Below are 16,103 nucleotides of genomic sequence, written 5' to 3'. Positions count from 1 at the left end.
ACTGAGCTTTTATTTTCTAGCAAGCAAATACAATAAAACCAGTTTAGCACGCTATATCTATCCTAGAGCGCCAAACTGGTTTAAATTTTTGTATAGTCATGCTTGATATTATCAATGATTGCTAGCGTTTAATAACAGTGTTTTATCAAAATTGAATAAACGCTCATTTAAGAAGCGCTAGCAATACTGTTTTTAAAACTGTCTAAAATCGGCTCAAGCAGAGCAAATTTACGTTTGTAGCTGACTTGATTGACGATAAGGCGTGACGACACATCACAAATATGGTCGCGCGCTTCAAGTCCATTGGCGCGCAGCGTATTACCCGTATCGACGACATCAACAATCAAATCGCCCAGACCAACCAATGGCGCAAGCTCCATCGAACCATACAGCTTAATCACATCGACTTGCTGTCCTTGGCTGGCAAAGTAAGCGCGGGCAACATTGACGTATTTGGTCGCGATACGCAGGCGGCGATTTGGTAGCGGCGCATCTTTTACGCCCGCTGTCATCAGCTTACACTGGGCAATTTGTAAATCTAGTAACTCATAAACATGATTGGCACCATGCTCAAGCAGCACATCTTTACCCGCCACGCCAAAATCCGCCGCGCCGTGTTCAACATAGGTTGGCACGTCGCTGGCGCGCAAAATTAAGACGCGCACATTTGGATTGGAAGTTGGAAAAATAAGTTTACGCGACGCTTCAGGGTCTTCTAATAGCTCAACGCCAGCAGCACGCAGCAAAGGCATTGTCTCTTCTAAAATACGACCCTTTGATAGCGCCAATGTTAAACCTGAAAACTCATCATTTACTTCGTTTAATAAACCATCATTTGGTAAGCTGTTGCTTGCTTCAGTCATAATGACTCGTGTCCGTGTACAGTTAGCTGCCTTAGTTAACAGGCATTATTAATTTGTTATATGTCCATACTAATAACAATGGTTAGTGAATCAATTTAGTCATTGGTATTAATACGCTCAATATTGACCCCAAGCGCGCGCAGTTTTTCTTCGACGTGCTCATAGCCACGATCAATATGGTAAATACGATCAATCAAGCTCTCGCCTTCAGCAGAAGCCGCCGCCATGACCAATGACATCGATGCGCGCAAATCCGTTGCCATGACAGGCGCCGCCGTAAAATGCTCAACGCCTTTAACCACAGCCGTATGGCCATCTACTTGGATAGAGGCGCCTAAACGGTTGAGTTCCGGCACGTGCATATAGCGATTTTCAAAGATATTTTCGATAAAGGTGCTGGTGCCGTCAGCAAGGCATGCAATCGCCATCACCTGCGCTTGCATATCGGTTGGAAAACCTGGATGCGGCTGGGTACGTATATTAACTGGTAATGGGCGGCCTTGCATTTGCGCGCGAATCCAATCATCGCCTGTAGTGATAACCGCGCCCATGTCTTCAAACTTCTCGAGCACAGGCGCTAATAAAAGTGCCGAGGTGTTTTTAGTCAACACATCGCCGCGCGTCATCAAAGCACCGGCAAGATAAGAGCCGGTTTCGATACGATCTGGTACGACTGAATATTCACAGCCATGCAAGCGCTCAACGCCTTCGATGGTCATGGTTGCCGTACCAATACCGCTGATTTTAGCACCCATCGCTACCAGCATATTGGCCAAATCGACCACTTCTGGCTCAAGCGCACAGTTACCGAGTACGGTCGTGCCTTTTGCCAATGCCGCGGCCATAATAACGTTTTCCGTACCGCCAACCGTCACCATATCAAATGAAAAATTACAACCGATAAGCTTGCCGCCTTTTGGCGCTTGGGCTTTGACATAGCCATTTTCGACGCTTATCTCAGCACCCATGGCTTCAAAGGCTTTTAGATGCTGGTCGACAGGACGTGAGCCGATAGCACAGCCGCCCGGTAAAGACACTTCGGCTTCGCCAAAACGCGCCAGCAAAGGACCTAAAACCAAAATCGAGGCGCGCATGGTTTTGACCAAATCATACGGCGCATAGAAATTATCGATATTCTTGGTATCGCAAACGACAGTGTCACCCTGCTTTTGAATATCAATGCCCATGCCAGCGATCAATTCAATCAAGGTGCGCACATCTTGTAACGATGGCACGTTGTGCAATGTCGTTGGGGTCTCGGCCAAAATCATAGCAGCGAGTAACGGCAGAGCGGCATTTTTGGCGCCTGAGATGGTGACTTCCCCTGCGATACGACTGCTACCGGTGATTAAAAATTGATCCATAAAGGTGACAACCTAGCGATAAGTATAAAAAAAATATGAAAAACCAGAAATGATAAAACCAGCAATATCCATTGCCGGTGCGACAAATCCTAGTCATAAAAAAAGCTTAGCCTTGCGATTGCACTTCCCATTCGGCTGGCGTTAACGCTTGAATATTAAGCGCATGAATATCACCGCTGGCAATTTTGTCATTGACCAATGCGTAAACGGACTGCTGGCGTTGTACTGCGCGCTTACCTTCAAAACTGGCATCAACTACCCGTACATCAAACTTGGTACCTTGATTGGCAGCTTGAATAAAAGCATCAGGAAAGTGAGTTTGTAAAAATGCAATCAAATCGTCAGCGTTCATGCTCATAGAATATTCTGCCTTAAAGGTTTAATAGGTGGATATAAAGTTAGCCATTATAACAAGAGTTTGACCATCTTACAGTACTGTCTTCTACAACTGCCTTTAACTATTACAGCGTTTTATCCAAATAGCTGAGCACTTGCGCACGCACGTCATTGACCCAGCGTAGAGGTGGCACCATCGCCCCGATGCTGGTGGCATGACTGGCTCCTTTTATTTCGCCTGTTTCAACCTTAACGCCCGCCGCTTTTAACGCCTGTGTCATTTTAACAGTATTGCTTATATGGACGACTTTGTCTTTTTCAGCAGTCAATAATAAATAGGGCGGCTGTGCGCCTTTAATATTACGGTCTGGCATGATGTTATCGGGCGTGGCGTTTGCCCCAAAAGCGCTGGCACTACTGAATTTACGAAAGTCATAACTATAAGGCCCTGCAATACCAATCACAGCGCTAATATCGTTTGGTTTCACCCCATACGGCGCTAAAAAATCTTCATTAGCGACGGCAGCAACCGCGTTAAATGCGCCCGCAGAATGCCCTATCACCGCCAAGCGCTTGGGGTCAGCATGCAGACTTTCGGCATTCTTATAACTCCAAGCGATAGCCTGCGCCGTATCTTCTACATAATCAGGATAAACGTGCTCAGGCGCTTTACGATAGTTAATCACTGCCGTGACATAGCCTGCTTGTGCCAGACTCTGACCAACAAAGGCGTATTCATCTTTACTGCCGCTTTCCCACGAGCCGCCATGGACGAAAACCACCATCGGATAACTGTGGTTAATTGGGTTATCAGCAGTCGCTTTTTTTGACTGCATGGCTTTTGCTAAAGGTTTGGGATAATAAATATCTAAATCCTGCAAAGGCTTGTCGCCATACAAGATATTTTTACTGACACCAACGCCGCCATTTAAGGTGATACCATTCACAACAGCCAGTGCCGATAACGCTTGTGCTTGCTGAGTCGCAAGCGCAATACCGCCGACAGCCAATGCTGCCGTCACACCGACGCTGATAGGTTTAGGTAGGCGATTTTTTCTTGGCACAGGCTGTACGGTTGCTTTACTTAAATCCTTCATCGCCAGTATTCCTATTATAAGCTTGTCGTTGGGTCATAGTTGATTAAAACTCAATAGTAGAGTCACGGCTTTTTCATTTTTTATAATTTTAGTTAGCGCGTTTTTGGCTAAAGCCACACTTCTACTTTTTACGTTTTATATCTTACTGGCAGACTGAGGATTTATCGTTCTGTTCCTGTTATGAGTGTTTAGGTTTCTTGTGTTTATTAGCGAGACAAGACTTTTGATAAAGGTAAACATAGCAACTTGATAATGGCAATTTAATGACGGCTAATTAACGGGCGCGCCATTCTCGTCGACGATAATCGGCGTAGCGTTAATCGGCGGCTCTACTACACTTGTGACCTCAGGCGCTGCCCGACTATTGAGCACTGGGCCTCTGGTAGGATTGGCCAAATTCTCTTCATACATGATATCGTCCTCGCCTATCTTCACCCCTCTATCGTCAACGACGGTGGTCAGCAGCACCAGCTCTGTAATGCCGACGGTATTATTGGCAATATCAATCAGGTGGCTTTGCTGCGTCGGCGTCATGCGACCCATAATATAAACCACGCCATCATTGGTGACCGCCTTTATTTGCGAGGCTTTTACGCCATTGCTAGAGGCTATTTTTGCCAGTAGTTTGGAGGTAATATAACCATCGTGAACGGTTGAGCTATAGCCCCTTGAGGCGCTCACATTCAGCTCATTATAGACGTGACGGACATCTGGCATAGAGCCCACCACTTTTTCAATTTCTGTCTTAATTTCTTGCGTTGGCACCTCACCGGTGAGCAGCACCTCACTATTAAAACTATCAATGCTCATACGGCTGATTTGCTGCAAATTTTCTTGCAGACCATAGACGTTAATCTTGACGGTATGCTCGATACTGCGGTCAAGCAGGCGCTGCGGAATGGTGCGCTCGGTCATCGGTACGCCATACGTTCCTTCTGTGCTATTGGTTAAATAGTTGGTGGTACAACCTGTGGCGACGATACTGGTCAATAGCATAACGCCAATCGCCTTACGACGTGATGAGCCAAAAATAGCAGTACGCAAATGCATCCGTGTCATGATTTACCTCTTAGAACATGATGTAGTGATTAACTGGTGAGTAGCTGGTAATTAATAGTGTGACGCTTGATAATAATGATGATAGCTTTATGTAGTTAATAACTTTTTAATGGCGCTACTTTACTGAATATTTACCCGAGGCGTTTAGGCTTTTGGTAACGGTAACTTGATACGCTTATTTATTTTACTTTTTTAGCTGAGTTATCGGGCTTAATTTTTTAAAATACTCACGCTAAAAAAACCTATTACCAAGCCGAGGCAATAAAAGCCCCTTGCAGCCATTCTGGTTGAGTGTTTTTTGACGTCGTTTCTTTAACGTCCCTGCTGTTATTTTTAGTATTGGTATCATAAGCTATCACATCAAACCGGCACTCATAATCATTATATTCAGGATGCTGCTGCAAAAAATAGCGCGCCGCTTTGATAATTTTATGTTGCTTACTTTTCGTCACGCTAAGGGCAGCATCACCAAATCCTGAACGCTGCCGCTGCCGCACTTCAATAAATACCAGTGTCGACCACGCCTGCCCTTTTTCTAGCATAATTAAGTCGAGCTCACCCACTTTTGGTTGTTGCCAATTTTGCGCAATCAATATCAAGCCTTGCGCTTGCAAAAACGCACACGCTTGCTGCTCAAAACGGCTGCCTTGACGCTGGGTCGGTGAAGTTAGGTTTAAGGGTTTGTCATTTACCATCACGGGCTTTTATTATCATGGCTATCGGTCAGCGGAACATTTGAGAATTATCATAGCACATCATGCTAAACTAACCACTTTCGCGTTTTCATAATCGCTTTTCATATGCGTTTTTAATGTTCTTTCTTAAGATAATTTCTTAATACTCCGAGGTTTTCATGTCTAGCCCTACCGCGATGCCAGCTTGTCTTTATATCGTTGCCACGCCGATTGGTAATTTAAGCGACATGACACCGCACGCAATCGATGTTTTAAAGCAAGTTGCCATCATTGCCTGTGAAGACACCCGCACCTCAGGCAAACTGTTATCACATTTTGGCATTAATACCAAAGCCAATAAGGTTGAATATAGCGAAGAAGGAACGGCTTATTATAATAAACATGACGCCGAAAACGAGTCTGATGGCGCTGCAAAACAAAAAGGTCATCATAAACTTTGGGCGTATCATGAACACAATAGTGCCATTCAAACGCCCAAAATTATTGAGATGATTCAGCAAGGTCATTCGGTTGCCTTGATTAGTGATGCTGGTACGCCGCTGATTAGCGATCCCGGTTATCAATTGGTACAAGCCGCTCATACTGCTGGTGTTCGCGTCTCTCCTATTATTGGTGCCTCTGCTGCTATTGCTGCGCTATCGGTTGCAGGATTGCCCTCAGACCGTTTTAGCTTTATTGGTTTTTTAGCAGCCAAAACCCACGGTCGCCAAAAACAATTAACAGCGCTCAACGCACGTAGCGAAACTTTGATATTTTATGAAGCGCCGCATCGTATTGTTGCTAGCTTAGAAGATATGGCGGCTATCTTTGGGCCAGAGCGCGAAGTGACGTTTTGCCGTGAATTGACCAAAACCTTTGAGACCGTGCATAAAAGCACGCTTGGCGAATTGGTCGAATTTGTCAAAGCCGATGACAATCAGCAACGCGGTGAAATCGTCGTGGTCGTCGCCGGGGTAAATGCAGCGCAGGACGATGATGATATCGGTATCCACGATAAATTATTACAGCGTTTATTAGAGGACTTATCGGTTAAAAAAGCCGCCGCCTTGGCAGCTGATATTACAGGCGTCAAAAAGAACGCGCTTTATCAACGCCTACTTGAACTGCAAGCAGAATAGTTTGTAGTTATAAAAAATTAAGCGAAGCAGCCATAGATTAAGTAACCGCAAATTAAATATTGATAAATTCATTGAGGAGAGGGACATAATGTACGATGTGATGGCGATAGGTAATGCCTTGGTTGACCACGAATATCTGCTGTCGGATGCAGCGCTAGAAGAAACTGACCTGACCAAAGGCAATATGACGCTAGCAGGACTCGAAGAGCAGCAGCAGTTATTGGCGTATTTTAAATTGGCAGAGATTAAGCCATCAAAACAAGCAGGCGGTGGCTCGGCGGCCAATGCAATGTATGCCTTTGCAAGTTTGGGCGGCAAACCTTTTTATGCTTGCCGCGTCGGCGATGACAAGCAAGGCGAGTTTTACCTAAAAGACTTGCACGAAGCGGGCGTCGCCACCTCCCCGCAGTCGATTCATGCAGGCGGTGTGACGGGCTCATGTGTGGTAGCAGTGACCGAAGATGGTGAGCGTACCATGCAAACTTTCCTTGGTACCTCAAGCGATATTACTGCGGATAACGTCGATTTTGAAGCATTAACCCAAGCAGGCTGGTTATATTTAGAAGGTTATTTGGCGATGTCCGAAGGGATTCAGCCTGCGATGACCAAACTACGCCAACAAGCCGGTATCCATGGTGCCAAAATTGCCGTCAGCTTTGCCGATCCTGCCGTGGTCAAATTTGCCAAAGAAGGCTTACTTAATATGCTTGGCAATAAAGTCGCGGTGATATTTTGTAATAGTGAAGAAGCAAAATTATTCACCGATAAAAAACAGCATAAGTCGGCGGCGCGTGCCTTACTTGAGCATTGTCAGACAGCAGTCGTTACCGATGGACCCAATGGCGCTATTATCGCTCATAAGCCAAATGATGAGTCTGATATTGAGATTTATGAGATTCCGACGCCAGTTGTTACTAATGTTATTGATACCAATGGTGCCGGCGATAACTATTCTGGCGCGTTTTTATATGCTTTATCGCAGCATTATAGCTTGCCAGAATGCGGACGACTTGCCAGCGAAATCGCCGCCCAAGTGATTCAGCAATTCGGTCCACGTTTATCATCAAAAGAGTATCAAGATATCTCGCGCCACGTTTTAACAGTTTAGTGGCTGGATTATTTGATTACTAAAGCGCTAAAATCTAAGTGTCTGAGATGGCGTTTCTAGTTTACTCCTAATAAAAGATAGTGCTGCTGGGATAAATTTTGCGCAGCCTCTGGAGCGACGAAGTCGCACAGCAAGCAAGGAAAATTTGTACCAGTAGCACTTTATAATATTTTCGCGCTTTTATTTAGGATTGCCTACAAAACTTTAGCATCTAATAAGCAAAAGCCCATGTCATCGGATATGGGCTTTTTAGTATTCATTTATAAAACAAAATAATCGCTCAATTAAACAGCGGCAAGTGCTTGCTCTAAATCAGCTTTGATATCTTCAATGTGCTCAATCCCAATTGACAGACGCACCATATCCGCACTAACACCCGCGTTCTCTAGCTCTTGCTCGTTAAGCTGACGATGGGTCGTGGTCGCTGGATGACAAGCGAGCGACTTAGCATCACCGATATTGACCAAGCGCTTAATCAGTTGCAGCGCATCAATAAAGCGCGCGCCTGCTTCGAGGCCACCTTTTACTCCAAAGGTTAAAATAGCGGATGGCGTGCCTTTCATATATTTTTGCGCAAGCTCATGCTCAGGATGGTCTGGCAAACCAGCATATTTTACCCAGGCGACTTTGTCATGGTCGCGTAGATATTCAGCAACTGCTTGGGCGTTTTGGACATGACGCTCCATACGTAAACTTAACGTCTCCATACCTTGCATGATACCGAAGGCATTGAGCGGGCTGATTGCCGCGCCGGTATTACGCAGTGGCGCGACACGAGCACGGGCAATAAATGCCGCTGCGCCGACGTCTTTGACAAAGTTTACGCCGTGATAGCTTTCATCTGGGGTGTTTAATAATGGGAAGCGCTCAGGATAATCGCCCCAAGGGAAAGTTCCGCTATCAACAATCGCGCCACCAATCGAAGTACCAGTACCGCTCATATATTTGGTCAATGAATGAATGACGATATCAGCGCCAAACTCAAATGGACGGCACAGCGCTGGCGTCGCAACCGTACTATCAATCACCACTGGCACGCCATATTCATGGGCGATGTCACTCAGAGCTTGGATATCGACGATATTACCCAGTGGATTACCGATACTTTCTGCAAAGACCATTTTGGTTTTATCATCAATTAAATCACGAATCGCTTCAGGGTTTTTATGGTCAAAAAAACGGACTTCGATACCTTGACGCGGCAAAGCATGGGCAAATAAATTATAAGTGCCGCCATATAAGGTCGATACGGCGACGATATTATCACCTGCTTCACAAATGGTTTGAATCGCATAAGTGATAGCCGCCATACCTGAGGCAACTGCTAACGCCCCGATACCGCCTTCAAGTGCCGCAACGCGCTCCTCTAACACCGCCGTCGTCGGATTCATGATACGGGTGTAAATGTTGCCAGCAACTTTTAAATCAAATAAATCGGCGCCATGCTGGGTATTATCAAAGGCATACGAGCTGGTATGATAAATAGGCACGGCGACCGCTTTGGTGGTTGGCTCGACGCTATAGCCAGCGTGAATGGCTAAGGTTTCAAGGCGCTGAGTATTCTGCTTGGCTGGTTGTCCGTCACTCATAAGGTGCTCCTAAAATTTTATGGGATATTTACAGGGGTATTAATAGGTTATTAAACCCATATTTTTTTTATCAAAATTAGTTATAACAAAAAGTCATAAAAAAAGCTGAGTTAATCATAACCCAGCTTCTTTATTAAAAGAATAGCAAATTTTTCATCTCTTAATGACAAATATTCATAAGCAATTTTTATAAACAAAGAAACTAATAAGCATATTCTTAGATGATGTCGGCGCTATTTTTTATAACGACTTGTCATTTTCTATTTATAATAAGCGTTTTCTGTACGTGTATGGTCGGTTTCATCGATGACTTGCGTCAGCTCTGGAATTTGTTGTTTCAGCTGCACTTCAACACCTTGACGTAAGGTCATATCAACCGCTGAACAGCCTTGGCAACCACCACCGAATTTCAGTATAGCAGTCAGACCAACGCCTTCTTCTTCAACCAATTCAAGCAGCTGGACATCACCGCCGTGAGCGGCCAAGCTTGGATTAATCTCCGACTGTAAGACATAATTGATACGTTCTTCGACACTGGCATCGGCACCAACTTTTGGCACTTTTGAGTTTGGCGCACGGAACGTCAACTGCCCACCAAAACGGTCTTTATTATAATCAATCACCGCATCTTCTAAATAAGGCACGGACGCCGCTTCAATAAATGCCGAAAAATCGTCATAAGTCAGTTTTAAATCAGCGCTGTCTTCTTCGCCCGGCTGGTTATAAGCCATACAGCATTCGGCACGCGGTGTACCTGGATGTTCGACGAAAATACGCACGCCGATACCATCGGTATCTTGCTTCGCCAGTAAATCTGCCAAATACCCTTGCGCCGCTTCAGTGATGGTAATGTTACTTTTAGCTTCGGTTTGCTCAGTATCTAATGCTGACTCGTAATCGGCAGTAGGGTCTACTTGAGTATCAGTTGGATTGTGTTCACTCATAATGCTTCCTATGTGTTATGACACAAGCGTTATATTGTCCACGTCTACTGTGTCGTCTATGTGAGGTTGGGACTAATGAAATCACCATCATTTTGGCTTATCGTTTTAATGCTTTGACCGTGATGAAAACTTCTTTATGGCTCTTTATGGTGTCTATTATAGCGCACTTAACGCATAATTCCGACTGGGCTAGTGTGAATTGGCAGTAGCGATTTTTAAGCGCTGAGGTTTTAAGCGATGGCTATTTTTAATAAGGCTTACCTATAGTAAGCTGCCTTTATCTTCATAGTATATAAAGACGGCGTGCAGACTTATCAAGTCTAGCGGGCGTAGAATGCACTAAAGAGCTTATGAAAATTTTAAAAGAATAAATATCAGAATCTTAACTATTTTGAGAGAGCAGTATGTTGACTGAGAATCTAAATTCTGTGACCACCAAAGATGCCGTACAAATCGCTATTTGGGAAGTTTTTGATAATGAAAAAAGCCATCAATTATCTATCGTTAATGCGCATCAAGGACAAAATATCTTCTTAACCCATGGGACTTTTTCGGACAAAAAAACCTGCTTAAGAATCGCTGAATACCTAGCTGGACTTGGCCATCATTGCTATATCATGGAATGGCGCGCTCATGGTGCAAGCTCAAACCCAAATGACAAATTTAATTTCGAAACCGTCGCCACCTATGATTTTGCCGCCACTTTTGATTATTTATTTAACGAATTAAAGCTCAGCAATTTACACTGCGTCACCCATAGTGGCGGCGGCGCTTGCTTAACGATGTTTCTCATTCAAAATCCGCAGTATATCAATAAAATAAATAGCATCAGCATGTTTGCTTGCCAAGTGTACGGCGCCATCGTCAATCTGAAGAACTATTTTAAAATAGTCGCCGCCAAGATGTTTACCCATCTATTTGGCTATATACCCGCCAGAAAACTCAAACTGGGACCCATCAATGAAAACCATCACACCATGAATCAATGGTATGAGTGGAATTTGCATAAAAACTTCCACAGCAGTTTTATTAAACAAAGTGATATAAATGCGAATGGTATTCAGAAAAGTGCTTTTGATAGCCACACTCGCCAGCAAAATACTCCTGAAAGTGCGATTTTTGATTATCGGCAGTATATGCCGAATATTACCGTACCCATTTATGCTATCAGCGCCAAGGGTGATAAATTCATCTCGCCAACTCGAGGTTGCCTGTCACTTTTTAACGACTTTAATCGCTCGCTCAACAAAAACTCTGCTAACGTTTTTCGTGAATACGCGCGAAGTCATGGTGACTTGGATGATTATACCCATAGCCGCATTTTAAACAGTCGTACGGCTGCCAAAGAAATCTGGCCAACGGTGGCGGCATGGATTGAGCAACATGCAGGATGACGCATGCAAGATAAAGTTTGCATGATAATGCTACATCTCCTAAAACTAACTTCACATAACATAACTGACTTGGCCAGATCGGCTGTTTAGACTGGATTGAACGCCATAACAAATTCAAAAGAGTAATTTATGCAGTTATATGTCATACCAGGAACTTGCGCCGTTGTACCGCACACCGCCCTCGAATGGATGGGCGCAGATTACGAGCTTAAGCTGTTAGATCACGATTCGGTCAAATCAGAAGAATATCTACGTATCAATCCGCAAGGCGCAGTGCCAGCCATCGTCGATGGCGACATTATTATTACCCAAAACATCGCCACCCAAGTCTATATCGATGCCAGTTATCCAGATGCCAATATCTTTGGCTCAGATACCTCGCCAGCTGGTAAAGGGCAGCTAATGCATTGGCTAGGGTTTTTAAATGCCGATCTGCATAAAGCCTTTGCCCCGCTGTTTGAACCTGATGGCTTCATTGAAGGGGATGATGCACAAGAAAGCTTAAAACAAAAGGCCAAAGAAAAAATCGCCCATTTGCTTAGACTGCCCAACGAGCAGCTCGGTAAAACCGACTATCTAACAGGCAGCAAAACCACGGCTGATATTTACTTATACATCACGTTAACGTGGGCGAAAAAGTTTAAGATTGATCTATCTGACTATAAAAACCTTGATGCCTTTGTCAAACGTATTGAAGAAGATAAAGGTTTGACCGCCGTCATTGAGCAGCAAGGCTTAGAAAAAATCAAAACACTTGAGATTTGATATTATTAATGCTTTGAGCGTTTGCAAAAACCTTTCTAACCTTAACCTTTCTAGCCTTTAGAAGGGTTTTTGCTTTTATATCTATAAAAATATTATCCTTTAAAATAACATTCATGGCGCAAAAACCAAGCGCTAAAATTCGTTAAAGCGATAAAGTCACGGCACTAAACATCTTTATACTTGTCAGCCAGATATAGGCTGTGTCAGTATTAGCCTCTTTGAGACATTTTAAATTGATAATTAATAGCAGTAAGTTAGGAGTTGGCCGTTATGAGTGAATCAGCAGAGCAAGGTTCGGATAAAAGCTCGGATAAAAATAACAGTAAAGACTACCGTTATTTGGTATTTATTGGACGTTTCCAGCCGTTTCACTGCGGGCATAAGGCAGTGGTCGATGAAGCATTAAAACGTGCCGATAACGTCATTATGCTGATTGGTTCTGCCAACCTGCCTCGTAGCTTGCGTAATCCATTTAGTGTCGATGAACGCGCGGCGATGATAAAGAATGCCTACTCGCCAGCAGAAGCGGCGCGAATTCACTGCGTCGGTCTCGACGATGCGCTCTACAATGACACGCGTTGGCTGCAATATGTGCAGACGGGCGTCAAATCCGTCACCGGCGACTTACAGGCTGATATTGGGCTGATTGGTCATTCAAAAGACAGCTCATCTTATTATTTATCCTTATTCCCAAATTGGGCGTCGGTTTCTGTACCCAATTATCACAATTTATCCGCGACCCCTATTCGTGACAGCTACCTAATGGGCGCCACGCCAACGCCTGAGCGCACCCCTGAATCAACCCGCAACGTTCTCAATGACTTTAAAAAGACTGATATTTATCAAAGCCTGCATGAAGAAGCCGATTTCGTCGATAAATATAAAAGACAATGGGAGTCTGCGCCTTATCCACCAACCTTTATGACCGCTGATGCGCTCGTCGTGCAATCAGGGCATATTTTATTGGTTGAGCGCCGCAGTATGCCAGGACGCGGGCTATGGGCATTACCGGGTGGATTTTTGAATCCAAAAGAAACCTTATTTGATGCCTGTATCCGCGAGCTACGCGAAGAGACACGCTTGAAAGTGCCTGAACCGGTACTACGCGGCTCTTGTCATAGTCAGCATACCTTTGACGACCCGTATCGCTCGGCGCGTGGGCGTACGATTACTCAAGCTTTTTATTTTCAGCTTAAAAATGACCCAAAAGGCCTACCAAAAGTAAAAGGTGGCGACGATGCAGCCAAAGCGTTTTGGCTACCGCTTGCAGAGCTTGATGCGACCATGATGTTTGAAGACCATTATGCGATTATCACCAAAATGGTTGGTTTGTAGGCTTTTATCAGGCGACTGTGCAATTTTTATTAACCTTTTTTCACGCTAGCGCCGATAGACGGCAATGGCTCACCGCCGCAGCGGTTATTAAAAAACAGCTACGGCATCTCAAAGCAGAGGAGTTCTGTGATGTACACCAGCAATCTAAACAATTTAATCTTAAATAGCGACAGCTATAAAACCTCGCATTGGGTGCAATATCCAAGCGGTAGCGAGTATCTATCAAGCTATATCGAAGCGCGCAAAGGCGACTATGATGTGGTATTTTTTGGCTTGCAAGCCTTTATCAAAGAATACCTTAGCACGCCGATTACCCATCAAGATATTGATGAAGCCGAAGCGGTCATTCAAGCCCATGGCTTGACCTTTAACCGTGCTGGCTGGGAGCTGTTGGTAGATAAGCATGGCGGCTATCTGCCACTGCGCATCGAAGCCATTCCTGAAGGCAGCGTCGTTCCAGCATCCAATGTGGTCTGTCAAATTATCAATACTGACCCTGAGTTTTACTGGCTACCAAGCTATATCGAAACGGCGCTACTGCGGGCGATTTGGTATCCCTCAACGGTTGCTAGCGTCTCTCATTATTGCAAAGGCATCATACGTCAGGCCCTAGAAAAATCTGCGGACAATACCGAATCACTGATTTTTCGTTTACATGATTTTGGTTCGCGCGGTGCTTCGAGCCAAGAATCTGTGGCACTCGGTAGCCTTGCGCATTTGGTGAACTTTGCTGGTACCGACTCGATGACGGCCTTGGTTGCTGCTAGCCGCTGGTATCACATGGATAAAGAGATAGCTGCTTTTTCTATTCCTGCCGCTGAGCATAGCACGATGACAGCTTGGGGACGCGATGGAGAAACTGCCGCCTTTGCCAATATGATTGAACAGTTTGGCGGCGCTGGTAAAAGTTTTTCTGTGGTATCTGACAGCTATGATTTATGGAATGCCATTGACAATATTTGGGGCGGTAGCCTAAAAGACGACGTCAAAAGTATGGGCGGGACTTTGGTTATCCGTCCAGATAGCGGCGATCCGGCAAAAGTCGTACGCGAAGCCTTGGAGCGTTTGGCGGTAAAATTTGGCACCACCATCAATAGCAAGGGCTATAAAGTGCTACCCGACTATGTACGCATCATCCAAGGCGACGGTATCAGCCCGCAAAGCTTGGGCAAGATTATCGATGTGGTCTTAAACGCAGGCTTTAGCGCCGACAATATCACCTTTGGGATGGGCGGCGGCTTATTGCAGCAAGTCAATCGCGATACCATGAGCTGGGCGATGAAAGCCAGTGCCATCTCTATCGATGGCGTATGGAAAGATATCTATAAAGACCCTGTCACTAGCCGCTCAAAACGCTCAAAAAAAGGCCGTTTGGCACTCATAAAAAATAGCAAAGGCAACATAGAAACCATTAAAGCGGATGATTTAACGACAGCTGAAGATAACCTATTACGCGATGTATATATCGATGGTAAATTACTTATTGAAGATAACCTCACTACGATTCGGGAGCGTGCAGGATGGTAGCTACTAAAAAAATGCAAAATAAAATAGCCGCTGCTGCCAAGGACATGCTGCTTGCTCCTGTTTACCTTTATCAAGGGCACAAAATCAAGCGTGATACCGTACGCCTACCTGAGCCAAATGGCGAGCGTCATGGACAGGTTCAGCTCAATAACTCGCCTATTACCTCAAAGGGTAAAGGCAACAATATATTGAACCTGATGATCGTTGGTGATTCGGCAGCGGCTGGCGTCGGTAGTCAAACCCAACAAGAGGCGCTGGTTGGTCATTTGATACCTATTTTGACTGAGCAGCCTGCTATCCAAAGCGCTTTTGATACCTTAAACTGGTCGTTGCAAGCGACCACGGGGCATACTAGCTTTGATATTTTGCGCAGGCTTTATGTGTTGCCTGCACCGAGCCAACCTATCGATGTGATGGTATTAAGTGTCGGCGTTAATGACACCACCTCCAAAGTCTCTGCGGCTCAATGGCAACAGCAAATTAAAAACATCATTGCTATCGCCCAGCGTAAATTCGGCGTACGCGAGCTGGTTTTTTTAAGCTTACCGCCAATGGCTCAAATGCCTGCGATACCTGCGCCATTGAATAACTTCGTTGGCGCCAAAGCCGCTATCCTTGATAATAGCTTGCAGCAAATTTGTGCCGCTCATGACAATGTCACTTACATGGCAACGAACTTTGCGCGCATGATAGAAGAACACTCTAACGGCACGCCGATCGATATCAGAGTGATGTTTGCCAGCGACGGCTTTCATCCAAGCAGTTTGATGTATGGTTATTGGGCGCAGCAAGTGGCAGAATTGATTGTGGAGTTGCTAGATTCGTCGACTACTAAGTTAAGTAGCTGAGTAGTGCAAATACTGAACATTAAAATTTGGTGGTGTTCTAAAAAGTATGCTGGCATCAGAC

General features: G+C 44.9%; 15 protein-coding genes. 7 read left to right on the top strand and 8 right to left on the bottom strand.

Annotated features, from left to right (window positions below; translation table 11 throughout):
• Positions 1–167 precede the first annotated feature (167 nt).
• The 6 genes from hisG to IQ457_RS11625 form a co-directional block, all read right to left on the bottom strand.
• Entirely contained in the window at positions 168–863 is a 696-nt protein-coding gene (gene hisG / locus IQ457_RS11650) for an ATP phosphoribosyltransferase (RefSeq protein ID WP_045447985.1), read from the bottom strand.
• Between the two features lie 95 nt (positions 864–958).
• Entirely contained in the window at positions 959–2,227 is a 1,269-nt protein-coding gene (gene murA / locus IQ457_RS11645; RefSeq protein ID WP_200663434.1) for a UDP-N-acetylglucosamine 1-carboxyvinyltransferase, read from the bottom strand.
• Positions 2,228–2,333: 106 nt separating this feature from the next.
• On the bottom strand, positions 2,334–2,585 hold the full coding sequence (locus IQ457_RS11640; RefSeq protein ID WP_082894293.1) for a BolA family protein: 252 nt from the start codon (positions 2,583–2,585) through the stop codon (positions 2,334–2,336).
• Positions 2,586–2,688: 103 nt separating this feature from the next.
• Complete coding sequence (locus tag IQ457_RS11635; RefSeq protein WP_200663432.1) at positions 2,689–3,660, bottom strand: alpha/beta hydrolase; 972 nt, start codon at positions 3,658–3,660, stop codon at positions 2,689–2,691.
• 270 nt (positions 3,661–3,930) lie between these two features.
• Positions 3,931–4,719 (bottom strand): BON domain-containing protein, encoded by a 789-nt coding sequence (locus tag IQ457_RS11630; RefSeq protein WP_200663430.1) that lies wholly within the window; start codon positions 4,717–4,719, stop codon positions 3,931–3,933.
• A gap of 245 nt (positions 4,720–4,964) precedes the next feature.
• On the bottom strand, positions 4,965–5,414 hold the full coding sequence (locus IQ457_RS11625) for a YraN family protein (protein WP_200663428.1): 450 nt from the start codon (positions 5,412–5,414) through the stop codon (positions 4,965–4,967).
• Positions 5,415–5,572: 158 nt separating this feature from the next.
• On the opposite strand from IQ457_RS11625, the gene rsmI reads away from it, so the two are divergent.
• Together rsmI and IQ457_RS11615 are read left to right on the top strand one after the other, a co-directional pair.
• Entirely contained in the window at positions 5,573–6,532 is a 960-nt protein-coding gene (gene rsmI, locus IQ457_RS11620; RefSeq protein WP_200663427.1) for a 16S rRNA (cytidine(1402)-2'-O)-methyltransferase, read from the top strand.
• 88 nt (positions 6,533–6,620) lie between these two features.
• Positions 6,621–7,640 carry an adenosine kinase gene (locus IQ457_RS11615; RefSeq protein ID WP_200663425.1) on the top strand — a complete coding sequence of 340 codons (1,020 nt, stop codon included), beginning with the start codon at positions 6,621–6,623 and terminating at the stop codon, positions 7,638–7,640.
• Between the two features lie 284 nt (positions 7,641–7,924).
• Here the strand turns inward: IQ457_RS11615 and IQ457_RS11610 are convergent, their stop codons facing one another.
• On the bottom strand, positions 7,925–9,229 hold the full coding sequence (locus IQ457_RS11610; protein WP_200663423.1) for an O-acetylhomoserine aminocarboxypropyltransferase/cysteine synthase family protein: 1,305 nt from the start codon (positions 9,227–9,229) through the stop codon (positions 7,925–7,927).
• A 260-nt stretch (positions 9,230–9,489) separates the two neighbouring features.
• Entirely contained in the window at positions 9,490–10,173 is a 684-nt protein-coding gene (gene nfuA / locus IQ457_RS11605; RefSeq protein WP_068405139.1) for a Fe-S biogenesis protein NfuA, read from the bottom strand.
• Between the two features lie 404 nt (positions 10,174–10,577).
• On the opposite strand from nfuA, the gene IQ457_RS11600 reads away from it, so the two are divergent.
• From IQ457_RS11600 to IQ457_RS11580, 5 genes are all read left to right on the top strand, one after another.
• On the top strand, positions 10,578–11,567 hold the full coding sequence (locus tag IQ457_RS11600) for an alpha/beta fold hydrolase (RefSeq protein WP_200663421.1): 990 nt from the start codon (positions 10,578–10,580) through the stop codon (positions 11,565–11,567).
• A 129-nt stretch (positions 11,568–11,696) separates the two neighbouring features.
• Entirely contained in the window at positions 11,697–12,332 is a 636-nt protein-coding gene (locus IQ457_RS11595) for a glutathione S-transferase family protein (protein ID WP_200663419.1), read from the top strand.
• A gap of 270 nt (positions 12,333–12,602) precedes the next feature.
• On the top strand, positions 12,603–13,667 hold the full coding sequence (locus tag IQ457_RS11590; RefSeq protein WP_200663417.1) for a bifunctional nicotinamide-nucleotide adenylyltransferase/Nudix hydroxylase: 1,065 nt from the start codon (positions 12,603–12,605) through the stop codon (positions 13,665–13,667).
• Between the two features lie 129 nt (positions 13,668–13,796).
• The gene (locus IQ457_RS11585; RefSeq protein WP_200663415.1) at positions 13,797–15,194 is read left to right on the top strand and encodes a nicotinate phosphoribosyltransferase; all 1,398 of its coding nucleotides are present in this window, start codon (positions 13,797–13,799) and stop codon (positions 15,192–15,194) included.
• Positions 15,188–16,042, top strand: coding sequence for an SGNH/GDSL hydrolase family protein (locus IQ457_RS11580; protein ID WP_200663413.1), 855 nt, complete (start codon positions 15,188–15,190; stop codon positions 16,040–16,042). The genes IQ457_RS11585 and IQ457_RS11580 overlap by 7 nt, the downstream gene beginning before the upstream one ends.
• Positions 16,043–16,103: the final 61 nt, after the last annotated feature.

The sequence above is a fragment of the Psychrobacter sp. M9-54-1 genome (assembly GCF_016613355.1).
Classification (GTDB): domain Bacteria; phylum Pseudomonadota; class Gammaproteobacteria; order Pseudomonadales; family Moraxellaceae; genus Psychrobacter; species Psychrobacter faecalis.
This window is presented reverse-complemented; position numbering and strand designations above follow the sequence as displayed.

Excerpts from the sequence above, each read along its gene's own strand:
- hisG (WP_045447985.1), bottom strand. The coding sequence starts at position 863 with ATGACTGAAGCAAGCAACAGCTTACCAAATGATGGTTTATTAAACGAA.
- murA (WP_200663434.1), bottom strand. The coding sequence starts at position 2,227 with ATGGATCAATTTTTAATCACCGGTAGCAGTCGTATCGCAGGGGAAGTC.
- IQ457_RS11640 (WP_082894293.1), bottom strand. The coding sequence starts at position 2,585 with ATGAGCATGAACGCTGACGATTTGATTGCATTTTTACAAACTCACTTT.
- IQ457_RS11635 (WP_200663432.1), bottom strand. The coding sequence starts at position 3,660 with ATGAAGGATTTAAGTAAAGCAACCGTACAGCCTGTGCCAAGAAAAAAT.
- IQ457_RS11630 (WP_200663430.1), bottom strand. The coding sequence starts at position 4,719 with ATGACACGGATGCATTTGCGTACTGCTATTTTTGGCTCATCACGTCGT.
- IQ457_RS11625 (WP_200663428.1), bottom strand. The coding sequence starts at position 5,414 with ATGGTAAATGACAAACCCTTAAACCTAACTTCACCGACCCAGCGTCAA.
- rsmI (WP_200663427.1), top strand. The coding sequence starts at position 5,573 with ATGTCTAGCCCTACCGCGATGCCAGCTTGTCTTTATATCGTTGCCACG.
- IQ457_RS11615 (WP_200663425.1), top strand. The coding sequence starts at position 6,621 with ATGTACGATGTGATGGCGATAGGTAATGCCTTGGTTGACCACGAATAT.
- IQ457_RS11610 (WP_200663423.1), bottom strand. The coding sequence starts at position 9,229 with ATGAGTGACGGACAACCAGCCAAGCAGAATACTCAGCGCCTTGAAACC.
- nfuA (WP_068405139.1), bottom strand. The coding sequence starts at position 10,173 with ATGAGTGAACACAATCCAACTGATACTCAAGTAGACCCTACTGCCGAT.
- IQ457_RS11600 (WP_200663421.1), top strand. The coding sequence starts at position 10,578 with ATGTTGACTGAGAATCTAAATTCTGTGACCACCAAAGATGCCGTACAA.
- IQ457_RS11595 (WP_200663419.1), top strand. The coding sequence starts at position 11,697 with ATGCAGTTATATGTCATACCAGGAACTTGCGCCGTTGTACCGCACACC.
- IQ457_RS11590 (WP_200663417.1), top strand. The coding sequence starts at position 12,603 with ATGAGTGAATCAGCAGAGCAAGGTTCGGATAAAAGCTCGGATAAAAAT.
- IQ457_RS11585 (WP_200663415.1), top strand. The coding sequence starts at position 13,797 with ATGTACACCAGCAATCTAAACAATTTAATCTTAAATAGCGACAGCTAT.
- IQ457_RS11580 (WP_200663413.1), top strand. The coding sequence starts at position 15,188 with ATGGTAGCTACTAAAAAAATGCAAAATAAAATAGCCGCTGCTGCCAAG.